This is a genomic window from Glycomyces halotolerans (assembly GCF_054779575.1).
Genome location: NZ_BAAGXZ010000003.1, coordinates 253839 through 269091 on the forward strand (window position 1 = coordinate 253839; position 15253 = coordinate 269091).

Genomic DNA, 15253 nt, shown 5'->3' on the forward strand with positions numbered 1-15253 from the left:
GGCACGAGCAGACAAGGGCGAGGAGACATGCCGAAGACCAACAGCGCCGCGGCCAAGAAGGCCGCGAAGCAGCCGGCCCGCGATGGGCTACATGTCGAACGTGTGTTCACAACGGAGGGTGTGCACCCGTACGACGAGGTCGAGTGGGAGACCCGCGACGTCGTCATGACCAACTGGCGCGACGGCTCGGTCAACTTCGAGCAGCGCGGCGTCGAGTTCCCGGAATTCTGGAGCCAGAACGCCACGCAGATCGTCACGTCCAAGTACTTCCGCGGCGCCGTGGGCACGCCCCAGCGCGAGAGCAGCCTCAAGCAGCTGATCGACCGCGTCGTCCGCACCTACCACAAGGCCGGCGAGGAGCACGGCTACTTCGCCTCCAGCCAAGACGCCCGGATCTTCGCCGACGAGCTCACCTGGCTCCTGCTCCACCAGTACTTCAGCTTCAACTCGCCGGTCTGGTTCAACGTCGGAACCGAAGCAGCGCAGCAAGTCTCAGCGTGCCAACCTTACAACGCGCTGGTCAGCACCCCCGCCGGCCCCGTCCCGATCGGCAAGCTCGTCGAAGACGAGATGGTGGGAACCAAGGTCTACGACGCCACCGGACTCACGCGGATTCTCGCGGTCAAGGCCAATGGAGTCAAAGACGTGCTGCGCCTCCACACCAAGTCCGGGCACGCCCTCGACGTGACCGCCGACCACCTGGTGTGGAAGAGCACCGGCCAAGGCACAGGTCGGTTCGTTGAGGCCGGAACACTCGGCGAGGGCGATCAACTCGAATGGCACCGCTGGTACACCGAGGGCGAAGCCGAGTTCTCCGACGCCGACATGCACGAAGCCGCCCTCGCAGGATGGCTCCAGGCCGACGGATTCGTCGGCCGGTACGAGCACGGCACCAACCGATCGCTCACCATAGAGGCCATCACCGTCACCGAGGCCGAGTACGAATGGGTCGTCAAAGCGATCGAAGCCGTCTTCCCCGGCGCTCACTACAAGGTCAGGGAACATCGGACCCAAGACGAGTCTCTCGAATGCAAGCGGATCCGACTCTACGGCGAACACCTCCGGCCCTTCATCGAGAAATGGGGCCTGCTGGCCCGCGGCACCGAGATGACCGTGCCCGAGCGCCTCTACACCGCTCCGCTGCCAGTAGTCAAGGCGTACCTGCGCAGTATCTTCCAGGCGGAGGGTTACGTATCCGCCCGTGAGCGGTCAACACTCGTCGGCTGCGACATGATCGGCGAAAAGCTGGTCCGCGGCATGCAGGAACTGCTGCAGCGATTCGCGATCTTCTCGCGCGTCAGGCGCAAGCGCGAGCCGCGCGAGAACCGCCACGACCTCTGGAGCCTCGGCATCCAGAGCGAAGGCGACCGCGGCGTGTTCGCCACCGAGATCGGGTTCGTCTGCGAGCGCAAGCACGAGAAGCTCGTCGCGAGCTTCGCGAAGAAGGGCCACCCGGCCAACGCCACCGAACGCCTCCAGATCGACCGCATCGAGAAGCTCGGTCCGCAGGAGGTCTATGACATCCAAACCGAAAGCGGCGAATACCTGTCGCACAACCTGCGCGTCCACAACTGCTTCATCCTGAGCGTCGACGACACCATGGAGTCGATCCTCGACTGGTACAAGGAAGAGGGGATGATCTTCAAGGGCGGCTCCGGCGCCGGGGTCAACCTCTCCAAGATCCGCGCCTCGGCCGAGTTGCTCTCCAGCGGCGGCAACGCCTCCGGGCCGATCAGCTTCATGCGCGGCGCCGACGCCTCGGCCGGCACCATCAAGTCCGGTGGGGCCACCCGCCGCGCGGCCAAGATGGTCGTCCTCGACGTCGACCACCCCGACATCGAGGACTTCATCGAGACCAAGGCCCGCGAAGAGGACAAGATCCGGGCCCTGCGCGACGCCGGCTTCGACGTCGACCTCGGCGGCGCCGACATGTTCAGCGTCCAGTACCAGAACGCCAACAACTCCGTGCGCGTCTCGGACGAGTTCATGCGCGCCGTCGAGTCCGGCGGCGACTACGCCCTCACCGGGCGCCTGGACGGCAAGGAGATCTCCCGCCGCGACGCGCGCGAGGTGTTCCGCAAGATGGCCGAGGCCGCCTGGGAGTGCGCCGATCCCGGCATCCAGTACGACGACACCATCAACGACTGGCACACCAACCCGAACACCGACCGCATCTACGCGTCCAACCCGTGCTTCCCGGCCGACCAGCGCGTGGTCACCGACAAGGGCCTGATCAAGATCGGTGACCTGGTGCGACGCTCGGCCGAAGGCGAGACCTTCGCGGTCTTCACCAATGACGTCACCGCCGAGACCGACGCCGCCGACCGGGTCGTCGCCACCAACCCGGTCCGGTACATGGTCACCGGCACCAACGAGATCGTCGAGCTGCGATTCTCCGACGGTTCCCGGCTCCGCTGCACGCCGGGCCACCGGCTGTGGACCGAGAACCGCGGTTGGGTGCACGCCGACCAGCTGCAGCCCGACGACCGCGTGGTGCGGTCCAACCAGTACGCACCGCGCTCGGCAGCGAGCGCCGCCGTGCCGCGAGCGGCGATCGAGGCCGCTCAGCGTCGCGCCGCGGCCGGGAACGCCGCGATCGCGCTCCCCGAGAAGTGGGACGAGCTGCCCGACCTCGCCCACTACATGGGCTGGCTCGTCGGCGACGGCTGTGTGAAGGAGGACGGCGTCGTCACCGTCTACGGGACCGAAGCGGAGCAGCGCGAACTGCTGCCCCGCCACCAGCGCCTGCTCGAACGGATCACCGGCCACGTCAGCAAGCCGAGCCTGCAGGCCAACGGCACCCGGCAGCTGCGCTCGATGCGTTCGGGCCTCGCCGCGTTCTTCGAGGCGCTCGGATGCTCGACCGGTCGCGCCGCCGAAAAGGTGCTGCCCGAGGCCCTCTTCGAAGCCGACGAGGACACCCTCGTGAACTTCCTCCAGGGCCTGTTCGACGCCGACGGCTGCGTCGTCGAGCAGGACGACGGCACCCGCTACATCGGCCTCGGCAGCAAGTCCGAGGAGCTGCTCCGGGGCGTGCAGGAGACGCTGGCGTCGCTGGGCATCAGCGCTCGCATCTACCGCACCGACGAGAACGAAGCGACGTTCCGGTATACCAAGAAGGACGGCACCGACGTCGAATACGCCTCTGAGGGACCGTTCTTCGACCTGCGGATCACCGGGCCGTCGATGGTCGAGTTCGCCGCGCTCATCGGTTTCGGCCTGACCGCCAAGTCCGAGAAGCTCGCGTCGGTGCTCGACTGCAAATCCCGCTACTACACCGACCGGTCCGTGAGACTCGTCAGCCGTGAGAGCGTCGGCTTCGAGACCACCTACAACCTCACCGAGCCGCGGAACCACTCCTACATCGTCGGCGGCGTCGTCGTGGCGAACTGCTCGGAGTACATGAGCCTGGACGACTCGTCGTGCAACCTGGCGAGCCTGAACCTGATGAAGTTCCTCGGCGATGACGGGTCGTTCGACGTCGAACGGTTCGTCAAGACCGTCGAGTTCGTCATCACGGCCATGGAGATCTCGATCTCATTCGCGGACTTCCCGACCGAGCAGATCGCCCAGACGACCCGCGACTACCGGCAGCTCGGCATCGGGTACTCCAACCTCGGCGCGGTGCTGATGGCCTCGGGGCACGCCTACGACTCCGAGGACGGGCGCGCGCTCGCCGCCGCCATCACCGCGCTCATGACCGGCGCGTCCTACCGGCGCTCGGCCGAGATCGCCGGCGCGGTCGGGCCGTACGCCGGCTACGAGATCAACGCCGAGCCGCACCAGCGCGTCATGCGCAAGCACGCCGAGGCCGCCGACCGGGTGCGCACCTTCGGCGACATCGACGCCACGATCCTGGAGGCCGCCAAGGCCGAATGGGCCAAGGGCAACCAGCTCGGCGAGGTCAACGGCTGGCGCAACGCGCAGGCCTCGGTGTTGGCACCCACCGGCACCATATCCTTTATGCTTGATTGCGACACAACGGGAATCGAGCCCGACTTGGCGCTGGTCAAGCACAAGAAGCTCGTCGGCGGCGGGTCGATGGAGATCGTCAACCAGACCGTCGAGCGCGCGCTGGGCCACCTCGGCTACAGCGAGGCCGACTGCAAGGCGATCATCGACTACATCGCCGAGCACGGCCACGTCGTGGGCGCTCCGGCGCTGGCGGAAGAGCACTACTCGGTGTTCGACTGCGCCATGGGCGAGCGGGCGATCTCCCCGATGGGCCACGTCAACATGATGGCGGCCGTCCAGCCGTTCCTCTCCGGGGCGATCAGCAAGTGCGTTACCGCGGAATCGCTCGTCGCTTCAGAGGATGGCCTCATCCGAATCGGATCCCTGTACGGCGGCGAGCCGGAGGGTACGTTCCGCTCAGAACTCCTCCGAGTCGCTTCGCTTGGCGGTGACCGGAAGACCGATGCCTTCTACTACGGTGGCGTCCGACCGACACGAGAAGTGGTACTCCGTTCGGGCCACCGGATTCGGGGGACATACCAGCATCGGCTGCTGGTGGCCGGTCACGGCGAGCTCACTTGGAAGCATCTCGGCGAGATCCGAGAAGGCGACTATGTCGCCACGCAGTACGGGGCCGACCTCTGGTCGTCCGTTCCGTACAATCTCCGGGGGATGCATCCGGTGGAGCCGAAATGGTGGGACGAACGCGTCTCGCTTCCGATGGAGATGAGCGAAGAACTGGCTTTCCTGCTCGGTGCTTACGCTTCCGAGGGGCACACGACCGGTTCCAATTACAGTGTGACCATCACAAACTCGGTTCCCGAGGTGCTCGAAATGGTCAAGGCCGCTTGGAAGAGCCAATTCGGTCTTGACGCCGCGATCGTGGAACAGCCTGGCAAGTGCCCGGGCGTCAAGGTGTCCTCGAAGACAGTCGTGGAATTCATGGACAAACTCGGTTGTGGTACTCGCGCCTCGGGCAAGCGAATCCCGGATGCGGTCCTCCGTTCGCCGAAACGAATGGTTCTGGCCTTCCTTCAGGGTCTGGCGTTGGACGCGTACACGATTCCCCGCCCCGGCAAGTGGGGGATCTCCCTGGCGAGCAACGGGCTTCTCGACGACTTGCAAGCCGTGCTCACCAACCTCGGCGTTCGCCATAGCCGCGTCTCGAAGTACGACAAGAAGTACGGCCGGTACTACGACGAGGTCTATGCCGCTGGGCGCGAAGCTCAGGAACTCGCCGGCCTGGTGCCGTTCCTGGAACCCGCCAAGCGGCAGTCGGCGCAGGAGCTGCTGGCGATGACGTACTCGCAGTCGACGGCCGATGTCGTTCCAGGCGTGAGCGGAACCGAGCTGCATGAGCTCATTCCGCGCGGAAAGTCCGGCCGAAACGGTGCGGGGACCGGTATGAGGCAACGGTTCCGCCACCTTAAGGACTCAAGGACGCGGCACGTCAGCCGTGAAACGCTTGAACGAGTCGCCTCGATCCCCGGTGTGGAACTTCCGGGCTGGCTGCAGCAGGTCCTGGACGACAAGCTGTGCTTCTCGCCGGTCGCTGAGGTCAACGATCGTGACGACGCCGAAGTCTTCGACCTCTCTGTTCCCGGTTCCCACGCTTTTGTCGCCAACGGGATCGTGAATCACAACACCGTCAATGTCCCCGAGAACGCCACGGTCGAGGACTTCGAGGAGATCTACTTCCAGGGCTGGAAGCTGGGCCTCAAGGCCCTGGCGGTCTACCGCGACAACTGCAAGGTCGGGCAGCCGCTGTCGGCCAAGAAGAAGGAGATCGACGCCAAGGTCGAAGAGGTCGTCGAGAAGGTCGTGGAGGAGATGTCGGTCCACTCGCCGGTGCGCCGCAAGCTCCCCAAGCGCCGTCCGTCGCAGACGACGTCGTTCACCGTCGGCGGCGCCGAAGGCTACCTGACCTCCTCGTCGTACCCCGACGACGGGCTCGGCGAGGTGTTCTTGAAGATGTCGAAGCAGGGCTCGACGCTCGCCGGCGTGATGGACGCGCTGTCGGTGGCGATCTCGATCGCGCTGCAGTACGGCGTCCCGCTCGAGAAGTACGTCGAGAAGTTCACGAACATGCGGTTCGAGCCGGCGGGCATGACCGACGACCCGGACATCCGGATGGCCTCGTCGGTGGTCGACTACATCTTCCGCCGCCTGGCGCTCGACTACCTGCCGTACGAGGACCGCGCGGCGCTCGGCATCCTGACCACGGCCGAGCGCACGGCCGAGGTCAACGGCGAGGACCCCTCGAAGGTGGAGTCCGAACCGGAGGTCGACCTCGACCAGATGCGCTCCTCGGCTCCCGTCGAGGAGATCGTGAAGCAGGAGCTGTCGGCCGAGCCGAGGTCGGAGTCGAAGCCGTCGCGGTCCGACGTCCTCAACTCCGCCCAGTCCCGCAGCGCCGACGCGCCCCTGTGCGTCAACTGCGGCACCAAGATGCGGCCCTCGGGCTCCTGCTACGCCTGTGAAGGCTGCGGGGCCACCAGCGGCTGCAGCTAGCGGAGAGACGATCGGCGGGGGCCGGGCGCGAGGCGTCCGGCCCCCGCGTCGTCTCAGCCGCGGCCCAGCGCCGTGCAGACGCAGGCCTCGTTGTCCTCGGGATCGGCCAGCACCCACCAGGTCGGCGCGAACTCGTCGCTGACGAGCCGACCGCCGGCGGCGAGGGCCGCCTCGATACGGGACTCGGCCTCGTCGTGGCCCACCCACACGTCGAAGTGGATGCGGTTTCGCTGCGGCCTCGGGCGATCCATCTGCTGGAACCAGATGCCGGGCCCCCGGCCGCGCGGGTCCACGAGGTCCTCGTCGGGGCTGTCGGGCCGGTACTCGTATCCGAGCACGGCGCGCCAGAACGGCATGATGTCGGGAATGGACATGGCGTCGATGCTGAGCTGGACGGTCTCGACCGCCTCGGGCTCGGCGGTGAGCCCGAGCGCTCGGGCGGTCGCGGAGATCTCGCGGGCCCGTTCGAGGTCCTTCCGGCCGGGACCGTAGTAGTCGTCGGTCATGGTCAGCAGCCGCACGGTCACGCCGTCGGGCCGGATGTCGATCCCCGGCGGGTGCTCCTCGATGCCGTCGAGTTCGCCGACGGCCTGGGCGAAGCGGATTCCGGCCGCGAGCGAGCCGGTGGGGAAGTAGGCGCACGCGCCTTCGCCGAGCAGCCGCCAGTCCTCGGCGCCCTCGGTCTCCAGGAACGTTCGCACTGCGATGTCGTCACTCATCCGCCGAGGGTATCGGCGCGGTCGGACGTTTCTATCCGTTTTCCACCAGGCGCGCGGTCAGCCGTCGTGGCGCCAGCGCCCCGTGGCGTCGAACTCCTCGAGCGCGCGCCGGTGCGGTTCGAGGTCGAAGCCCTTCGCGTCGATCCATGCGTCGTCGTAGAAGGTGCTCCGGTAGGTCGCGGCCCGGTCGCCGGCGACGACGACGATGTCGCCGCCGACGCCGTCGGCCCGCATGCTCGAGGCCAGTTCGAGGGCGGCCCAGAGGCAGGCTCCGGTGGCGGGGCCGTGTTCGGCGCCGCGGCGGTCGGCGAGGTGGCGCATGGCGGCGACGCTGGCGCCGTCGGGCACCGGGACGACGGCGTCGACGAGTTCGGAGTTGAAGGCCGGTTCGATCCGCGGGCGGCCGATGCCGGGGATGCGGGAGGGCATGCCGGTGGCGTAGCCGTCGTAGCCGCTGGCCCAGCCGGGGAAGTAGCTGGAGTGCTCGGGGTCGGCCACGGCCACGCGGGTGCCGGCGCCGACGTAGCGGAGGTGGCGCCCGATGGTGGCCGAGGTGATTCCGGTGCCGGCTCCGCAGACGATCCAGCGGGGTTCGCGCCGGGCCTGCCGGAGGATCTCGTCGGCGATGTTGCCGGTGCGCCAGTCGGTCGCGGCTTCGGCGCGTCGGAACATGTCGAGGTAGTGGCCGCCCTTGGCCTCGGCGATGCGTTCGGCGGTCTCGTAGATCGCCAGGGGAGGGTCGACCAGTTCGCATCGTCCGCCGAGCCGTTCGATCGCGGCGATCTGGTCGGGGTGGGTCTTGCCGGGTATGACGGCGATGTACGGCAGGTCGAGCAGCCGGGTGAAGTGGCCCAGTGACCGGGCGGCGCCGCCGCCGGTGGCCTCGACGATGGGGGTGCCTTCGTCGATGCGGCCGTTGACGAGGCCGTGGAGGAGCAGGTCGCGGACGAGTCGGTGTCTGAGGTTTCCGGTGGGGTGCGCCGATTCGTCCTTGAGGTGGATGCGGATCGCGTCGCCGAGGCGCTCGACGTCGGTGCGCAGCGGTGTGGGGGGCGCGGACGCGGCGTCGTCTCGCAGGGCGGCGATGGCGTGGTGGTTCCATTCGCGGTGGAGTCGCTCGGCCATCGGACCAGCCTATGACGCATCGGATTCGGCGGCTCGATATGGTCGCGCGATGGAGTTGATCGGTGCGGGGCGGGCCTCGCGGGTGTACGCGCTCGATGATCGACGGGTGCTGCGGCGCGGCGACTTCGATGTGGAGTACGAGGCTCGGGTGATGAAGTCGGTGCGGGCGGCGGGGTTCCCGGTGCCCGAGGTGTTCTCGGCTTCTGGGGGCGAGTTGGTGATGGAGCGGCTCCATGGGCCGACGATGGCCGCCGAAGTCGTCGCCGGTCGGTTGTCGGCGGGGGAGTCCGCCGGGATCCTGCTCGGTCTGCTCGAGCGGTTGGCGCCGCTGGAGGCGCCGGAGTGGATGCCCGCTTCGCCGCGCGGTGTCGGCTTCGGTGCCGGGAGGCGCTTGCTGCATCTGGACCTGCATCCGGAGAACGTGGTGTTGACCGAGGCCGGTCCGTACGTCATCGACTGGACGAACGCCGCCGCCGGCGAGCCCGACTTCGATCGGGCCGTCACGTGGGCGATCATGGCCGGGGTCGACCTGGCCGGTATGGGTCTGCCCGCTGAGTTGATCGCGGACGTGAGCGCTCAGATGCTCGTTCCGCTCCGCGAGGGCCTGCGGGAGGACGTCCTCGGTGCGGCCGCGCGGTTCCGGGAGGCCGATCCGAACCTCGACCGGGCCGAGATGGCGCGGGTGCGTGCGGCGCTCGGCGGCGGCTGAGCGGCAGGTCCTGTGATCCGGGCGCGGCAGTGCCGAGGCGGCCGGATTTTTCAGCACGACCGTGCTATTTTTGACGGGTGCGCAAGGGCGAACTCACCAGGCAGGCGATCCTCGACGTCGCCGTCCGCATGGCCCGCTACAACGGGCTGTCCGGGCTGACGATCGGGTCGCTCGCCGCCGCCGCCGACATGTCGAAGTCGGGGGTCTACGCCCATTTCAAGTCCAAGGAGACCCTGCAGCTGGCCTGCATGGAGCGCAACAGCGAGCAGTTCAGCGAGGAGGTCGTGCGCCCCGCGCTGGCCAAGCCCCGCGGGATCACGCGGCTCCGCGCCGTGGTCGAGAACTGGATGCACTGGTACTCCCGGCCCGGCGGCTGCCTGTTCCTGGCCGCCGCCGCGGAGTTCGACGACATGCCGGGGCCGCTGCGCGACCAGATGGTCGCCGATCACCGCGGTCTGCTCGACTCGCTCGCCCGCATCGCGTCCACCGCTGTCGCCGAGGGCGAGTTCGCCGAAGACACCGACGTCTTCCAGGTGGCGCAGGAGGTCTTCGGCATCCTGCTGTCCTTCAACTGGATGAGCCGCATCCTCGGCCATCCCGACGCCGCCGAGCGAGCCTGGGCGGCGTTCAACCGAGTGGTCGACGGCCACCGACACTGAAGCGAAAGGTCGCAACACCCATGGCGAATCGTTCCGCCGGCAATGGCCCGGCGAAGAAAAGCACGACCGTTCGTGCTCCCTGGCATCTGCGCACCGCGTTCGCGGCCGCCGAGCGCATCGCGCCGACCTCGGCGGCGAAGGTGCTGAGCCGGATGTGGTTCAAGGTCCCCGGCTCGCCCCACCGCCGCCTCCGCGGCAGGGCCCCGGCCGGCGCCGAGATCTTCGGCATCGACTGCCTCGGCGGCGAGGTCTGGGGCTACGACTGGGGCGAAGGACCCCTGGTCTACATGGTGCACGGCTGGGGAGGCTCCACCGGCGACTTCGACCACATCGCCGCCTCGCTGGTCGCCGGCGGCATGCGCGTGGTCGCCTTCGACTCGCTCAGCCACGGCAACTCCGGCGCCAGCCCGTGGGGCGAGCAGGCCACCAACGCCCTCCACATGGCCGACGCGATGAGCGCCGCCGTCGACAAGTTCGGGCCCCCTCACGCCGTGGTGGCGCACTCGCTGGGCTGCCTGACCGCCGTCATGGGCATGCGCCAGGCCGGAATCGACCTCGCCGACGAACCGCGCCTGGCCCTGATCGCCCCGTTCATCGGCGGCGTGAGCGGCTTCAGCGACACGATCGGCGCGATAGTCCCGGCCGGCCCCAGGATCATGGGCCGCATGATCCCGATGATCGAGCGGCGCGCCGAAGTGGAACTGTCGAAGGTCACCCTCATCGACCAGCAGGTCAAGGCCCCCACGCTGGTCGTCCACGACCGACGCGACCGCCCCAACCCGTTCCGGCACGGGGCCGCCCTCGCCGAGAGCTGGCCCAACGCCGAGCTGATGGCCACCACCGGCCTGGGCCACCGCAAGGTCCTGGTCAGCCCCGAAGTCAACCGGCGCGTGACCGCGTTCGTCAAGGCCGGGTAGCGGAAAGGGCCCGGGATCGGCTCCCGGGCCCTTTCCGTCGATGCGTCTAACCCTCGTAGTGGATCGTCAGGCGCGTCCACGCCCCGATGTTGAGGTAGGTGCCGTCGCCGAGCTGGAACTCCACGTGCGCCGTCAGCGGCTCGTCCGAGCCGTTGAGGAACGTCCCGTTCGAAGAGCCGACGTCCATGATCGTCCAGGAGCCGTCGGGCTTGAGGAACAGCTTCGCGTGCTGCGCGCTCACGCCCGGGTCGGCGACGTCGCCCGACAGGTCGATGTCCGGAGTGACCCCGCGCTTGGCGCTGTAGCGGCCGATGGTCAGCTCGTTCTTGTCCAGTGGGACGCGCCGCGGCTTGGCGAACGACGGGTACTGCAGCTGCGAGGCACCGTCGGAGGCCGCCACCTTGTTGAAGTAGCCCTGGTCCGCCGTGACCGCGATCGTCCAGCGCGTGGCCGAGGCCTGTCCGCCGGGCGGCGCGTAGTTCGAGGCCAGGTCGTGCGGCTGCGCGTCCGGGACGCTGAAGCCACCGGTCGAGGAGGCGGCCGGCGGCGCTGAGGTCGGAGCGCCGAACGGCGCGGCCGGGACGCCCGGAGGCGGCCCGGGAGGCGCCGACGTGGGCGCGGGTGGAGCCGACGCCGGAGCGCCGTACTGCTGCGCGTAAGGGTCCTGCTGCTGGGGCTGGCCGTACGGGTCTTGCCCGTAGCCGGGCTGTTGCCCGTAGGGGTCCTGCTGCTGGGGCTGCCCGTAGGGGTCTTGCTGTTGCGGCTGGCCGTACGGGTCTTGCCCGTAGCCGGGCTGTTGCCCGTAGGGGTCCTGCTGCTGCGGCTGCCCGTAGGGATCTTGCCCGTAGCCGGGCTGTTGCCCGTAGGGGTCCTGCTGCTGGGGCTGCCCGTACGGATCCTGCTGCTGCGGCTGCCCGTAGGGGTCTTGCTGTTGCGGCTGGCCGTAGGGATCTTGCCCGTAGCCGGGCTGTTGCCCGTAGGGGTCCTGCTGCTGGGGCTGCCCGTACGGATCCTGCTGCTGCTGCGCGTACGGGTCGTTCGGCGGGTAGCCCTGGCCGAAAGCGGCGGGCGACTGCGGGGCCTGGCCTTGCTGCCACGCCGGATTCGGCGTGCCGCACTGCTCGCAGAACTGCGCCTGAGGGAACGCCCCACAGGCGCACTGATAGCCGCCGGGCTGTGGGGCACCGCCGCCGGGATAGGCTGGCTGGTAGGTCAAGGTCTTCCCCCTCCAAGCAGTTCCGTGTACTCGGCCTCACTGGCGACGCCGAGCAGCGACGTGGAATCGTCCCCCTGCCGCGAGTCCTGCCGGGCATGTTCCTGCTCATGCTCCTCGACCTGGACCGAACCGGGGGAACCGAGTTCCAGCACCGCGACACTGATGTTGTCGTGCCCGCCGTGCGCGAGCGCTCGTCGTGTCAACGCTACAGCCTTGCCGCCAACATCGCCTTCCGGCAGTGGCAGCAAATCCGAGTCCTTCTCGAAATAGCGTGACAGACCGTCACTGCACACTACGACATGTCCGCCGGCGAGGCTCACCCGGAGGAGGTTCGGGTTGAGCGCCGGCGCGTCCGCGCCCAGCCACGCGAGCAGGGCTTTCGCATACGGGTTCTTGTAGCGGTCGTCCGAGGGGTCCACTCCCTGGTACTCCAGGCGCGCCTGGATCGTGTCGTCCACCGTGAGGCATTTCGCCTCCTTCTCGCCGGCCCAGTACACCCGTGAGTCACCGACCCAGCACAGCACCGCCTCGGCGCCCTCGACGACCGCCGAGACGTAAGTCGAGGACGGCGGCGAGTTCGGATACTGCTTGCCGACCGCCGCCACCGCCTGGTGCGCGGCGTTGACCCCGCGCCGGGAGGCGTCCTCGGCGCTCAGACCCTCGCCCAGCGCCCGGCGGATCTCGGTGACCGCCGCCTCCACGCCCGCCAGCGAGGCCCGTTCGGAGTCGCTGGCGCCCGAGACGCCGTCGCAGACCACGGCGATCTTGCGGCCGTCGTCGCTGCGGCCGATCGCCAGGGAGTCCTGGTTGTAGTGGTGGCGCTTGCCGACGTCGGTGGCCGCCCCGATGCCCGGCAGCGCGAACGCCGCGTGGTCGTCCGACCCGCCCGGGTGCTCGGGATTGTCCTCGGTGGCCGCCGAAGAGAGCCAGGCGGCCGTCTCCGGGGGCCGCTCGTGCTCCTCGAGGACGCCGCCGCACACCTCGCAGTAGCGGCCGACGTCCGCGGGGAGCTCGCACTCGGTGCAGTGCTTCGCGGGGCCGTGCGTGGCGGTCGTTGAGGGCTGCATTCGTGGCTCCTTCGCTACAGCATCGTGCGGGGGCGGTGACGATTGGCCTGATCGAAGTAGTAGACCTGGTCCTCGCGCCGCGTGCAGGTGTGAGCGAGCTTACGATAGGCCGCCTCGAGTGCGGTCCGCAGCTCGCGCTCCTCCGGTTGGGCGCCGAAGATCCGCGGTTCGGTGGCCGGTCCGCCCCGATCGACCAGGTCGATCGCCGCGTGCAGGATCCGCGTCGAGACCAGGTGGCGGCGGCGCGGCTCCAACTTGAGCTCGTCGAGCCGGCCCGCCATGTGGTGCAGGTCCATCAGCGACGGCGGCGCGGTCAGGCTGTGCAGCGAGGTCTGGATCGCCGCGGTCTGCGCGACCCCGTACTGCGAGGAGGTCTTCGGCACCTGGTGCAGCGTCGCGATCGCCTCGGTCGAGTGGCCCTCGTAGTCCAGCAGCCGCGCCCGCCCGTACGCGGCCGAGACGAACCGGCGGTCGCAGTCCCAGATCCGCGTGTAGTGCGGCAGCGCCAGGTCCCTCCGCCCGGCCAGCTCGGCGCAGGCGGCCAGCGCCAGCCGCGGCGACAGCTCTCCGGGCAGGTGCGAGTAGACCGCGTCGAAGTGTGCCGCGGCGGTGTGGAAGTCGGCTGCCAGCAGCGAGATGATGCCGCGCAGCCACGTGACCTGCCACGTGTTGCCCTCCTGGGCGGCGAAGTGGTCCAGGGTCGCGTGCGCCTGGTGGAGGTCGCCGGCGCTGACGAGGGTCCGCACGCGACGCAGCTGCACCTCCGGGCTCTGGACGGGCGCGGCGGCCAGTTCGGCGAGGATGCCGGCGGCGTCGGTGGCCTGCAGGGTCGCCAGGAACGCCGCCGACGGGTCGGCGATGTCGACCATCGGGGCCGGCAGGGCGTGGGCGACCTCGAAGTGGCTGCCGATGGTGGCGCGGTCGTATTCGACGTCGGGTTCGCCGAACACCGAGTGCTCGCCGCTGAACAGGGACGAGGGCTCGAAGCGGGGCTCGCCGCGCTGGATCGACTGGACCTCGTGGAGCACGCCGCGGACCTGGGTGCGCATCTCGTCGGCGTCCTGGAAGCGTGAGCGCGGGTCGTTGTGGCAGGCGCGCAGCAGCAGCCGGTGGAACGAGCCGAATTCCCGGAACAGGGGCGTCTCGGCGGCCGGGGGGAACCTGTCCTTGTACTCGCCGGTGAATCCCTTGAACTTGAGCGCGAGCACGGCCATGGAGCGGCCGATGGTGTAGAGGTCCGAGCTGACCGAGGGCCCCACCGAGAGGATCTCGTCGTTGGGCACCGAGTAGCCGGGGGTGCCGTAGATCGCCGATTCCTCGTCGTCGAGGCGCCTGACCGCGCCGAGGTCGATGAGCTTGAGCCAGGTCTCGACGTGGATGACGTTGTCGGGTTTGAAGTCGCAGAACAGCAGGCCGCGGTCGTGCAGGTAGGAGAAGGCGGGCAGGAGCTCGGCGGTGTAGGTCAGCACCTGCTCCAGCGGGAGCGGACGCCGCTCGCCGGACTCGTCGGGGGTGTCGCGGATGTCGCGCAGGGACTTGCCGGCGACGTACTCCATGACGATGTACGACTGGAGCTGTCCGGAGCGGACGTCGGCGGCGGTGATGAAGTCGTGGATGTTGACCACGTTCGGGTGGTCGATGCCGACCAGGAAGCGCCGCTCGTTGATGGCCGCTTCGATCGCGTCCTCGTCGGTGGTGTTGATGAGGCCTTTGATGACCACCCACCGCTGGGTCAGGTCGTCGGCGAAGTTCCGGTCGTTGGCGAGGTAGATCCAGCCGAGGCCGCCGTGGGCGATCGCGCCGAGGATCTCATAGCGGTCCGAGAGGACGTCGCCGGGCCGCAGCGACGGGGTGAACCAGTACTTGGTCCGGCAGTAGGGGCAGAAGCCTTCGACGCGGCCGGACCGGCCGGCCTGGGGCCGTCCGACGGGTTTGCCGCAGGAGCCGCAGAAGCGTTTGTGCTCGGGGACCTTCGGGTCTTCCATGACCGCTTCGGCGGGGTTGCGCGGTGGCACCGGAGGCATGTCCGACAGGCCGCCGCGCTGGCGAGAGCTGCCGGCGGTCGAGCGGGTCACCGGTCCGGTGATCGGCTGCGGCAGGGGCGCGGCCGGGGCGCGGTGGGGCGCCGGCGGCGGCGAGGGCGCCTGGGCGGCCGGCACGACCTGGGAGACCGGTCGGGACACCGGCGGGGAGGTCGGCGGCGCGGCGGGGGCCGCCGAGATGGGGCTGGGGGAGAACCCCGGCGGCGGCGAGGGCGGGGTGTTGAGCCGTTTGCGGACCCGCAGGGTGTCGGAGTCGTGCTCCTCGCCGCCCTGCGGGGGCCGGCCGTCGGCGGGGAGGTACCGCATGGTGTGGTCGGGCTGCTGGTCGCTCATG

At 69.1% G+C, this 15253-nt stretch carries 8 protein-coding genes and 1 pseudogene; 4 read left to right on the forward strand and 5 right to left on the reverse strand.

Features of this window, described 5'->3' with window-relative positions:
* Window positions 1-27: 27 nt before the first annotated feature.
* A pseudogene (locus tag ACYVL2_RS04705) lies at window positions 28-6178 on the forward strand (LAGLIDADG family homing endonuclease); the annotation flags it as partial.
* Between the two features lie 340 nt (window positions 6179-6518).
* On the opposite strand, the gene ACYVL2_RS04710 reads toward ACYVL2_RS04705, so the two are convergent.
* Window positions 6519-7184, reverse strand: coding sequence for a VOC family protein (locus ACYVL2_RS04710; protein WP_460540681.1), 666 nt, complete (start codon window positions 7182-7184; stop codon window positions 6519-6521).
* Window positions 7185-7241: 57 nt separating this feature from the next.
* Window positions 7242-8309 carry a PLP-dependent cysteine synthase family protein gene (locus tag ACYVL2_RS04715; protein WP_460540683.1) on the reverse strand — a complete coding sequence of 356 codons (1068 nt, stop codon included), beginning with the start codon at window positions 8307-8309 and terminating at the stop codon, window positions 7242-7244.
* Window positions 8310-8358: 49 nt separating this feature from the next.
* Between ACYVL2_RS04715 and ACYVL2_RS04720 the strand changes: the two genes are divergently transcribed.
* The 3 genes from ACYVL2_RS04720 (at window position 8359) to ACYVL2_RS04730 (ending at window position 10594) form a co-directional block, all read left to right on the forward strand.
* The gene (locus ACYVL2_RS04720) at window positions 8359-9018 is read left to right on the forward strand and encodes a BUD32 family EKC/KEOPS complex subunit (protein WP_460540685.1); all 660 of its coding nucleotides are present in this window, start codon (window positions 8359-8361) and stop codon (window positions 9016-9018) included.
* Between the two features lie 77 nt (window positions 9019-9095).
* On the forward strand, window positions 9096-9677 hold the full coding sequence (locus ACYVL2_RS04725; protein ID WP_460540688.1) for a TetR/AcrR family transcriptional regulator: 582 nt from the start codon (window positions 9096-9098) through the stop codon (window positions 9675-9677).
* Window positions 9678-9697: 20 nt separating this feature from the next.
* The gene (locus tag ACYVL2_RS04730) at window positions 9698-10594 is read left to right on the forward strand and encodes an alpha/beta fold hydrolase (protein ID WP_460540690.1); all 897 of its coding nucleotides are present in this window, start codon (window positions 9698-9700) and stop codon (window positions 10592-10594) included.
* Between the two features lie 46 nt (window positions 10595-10640).
* On the opposite strand, the gene ACYVL2_RS04735 is transcribed toward ACYVL2_RS04730, so the two are convergent.
* The 3 genes from ACYVL2_RS04735 to ACYVL2_RS04745 are packed head-to-tail and all read right to left on the reverse strand — an operon-like array spanning window position 10641 to window position 15252.
* Window positions 10641-11810: an FHA domain-containing protein gene (locus tag ACYVL2_RS04735; protein ID WP_460540692.1), complete on the reverse strand. Its 1170-nt coding sequence runs from the start codon at window positions 11808-11810 to the stop codon at window positions 10641-10643.
* A complete protein-coding gene (locus ACYVL2_RS04740; protein ID WP_460540694.1) occupies window positions 11807-12877 on the reverse strand; it encodes a PP2C family protein-serine/threonine phosphatase in 1071 nt (356 codons plus the stop codon). Before ACYVL2_RS04740 ends, ACYVL2_RS04735 begins: the two co-directional genes overlap by 4 nt.
* Window positions 12878-12891: 14 nt before the next feature.
* On the reverse strand, window positions 12892-15252 hold the full coding sequence (locus tag ACYVL2_RS04745) for a serine/threonine-protein kinase (protein WP_460540696.1): 2361 nt from the start codon (window positions 15250-15252) through the stop codon (window positions 12892-12894).
* Between the last annotated feature and the right edge of the window lies 1 nt (window position 15253).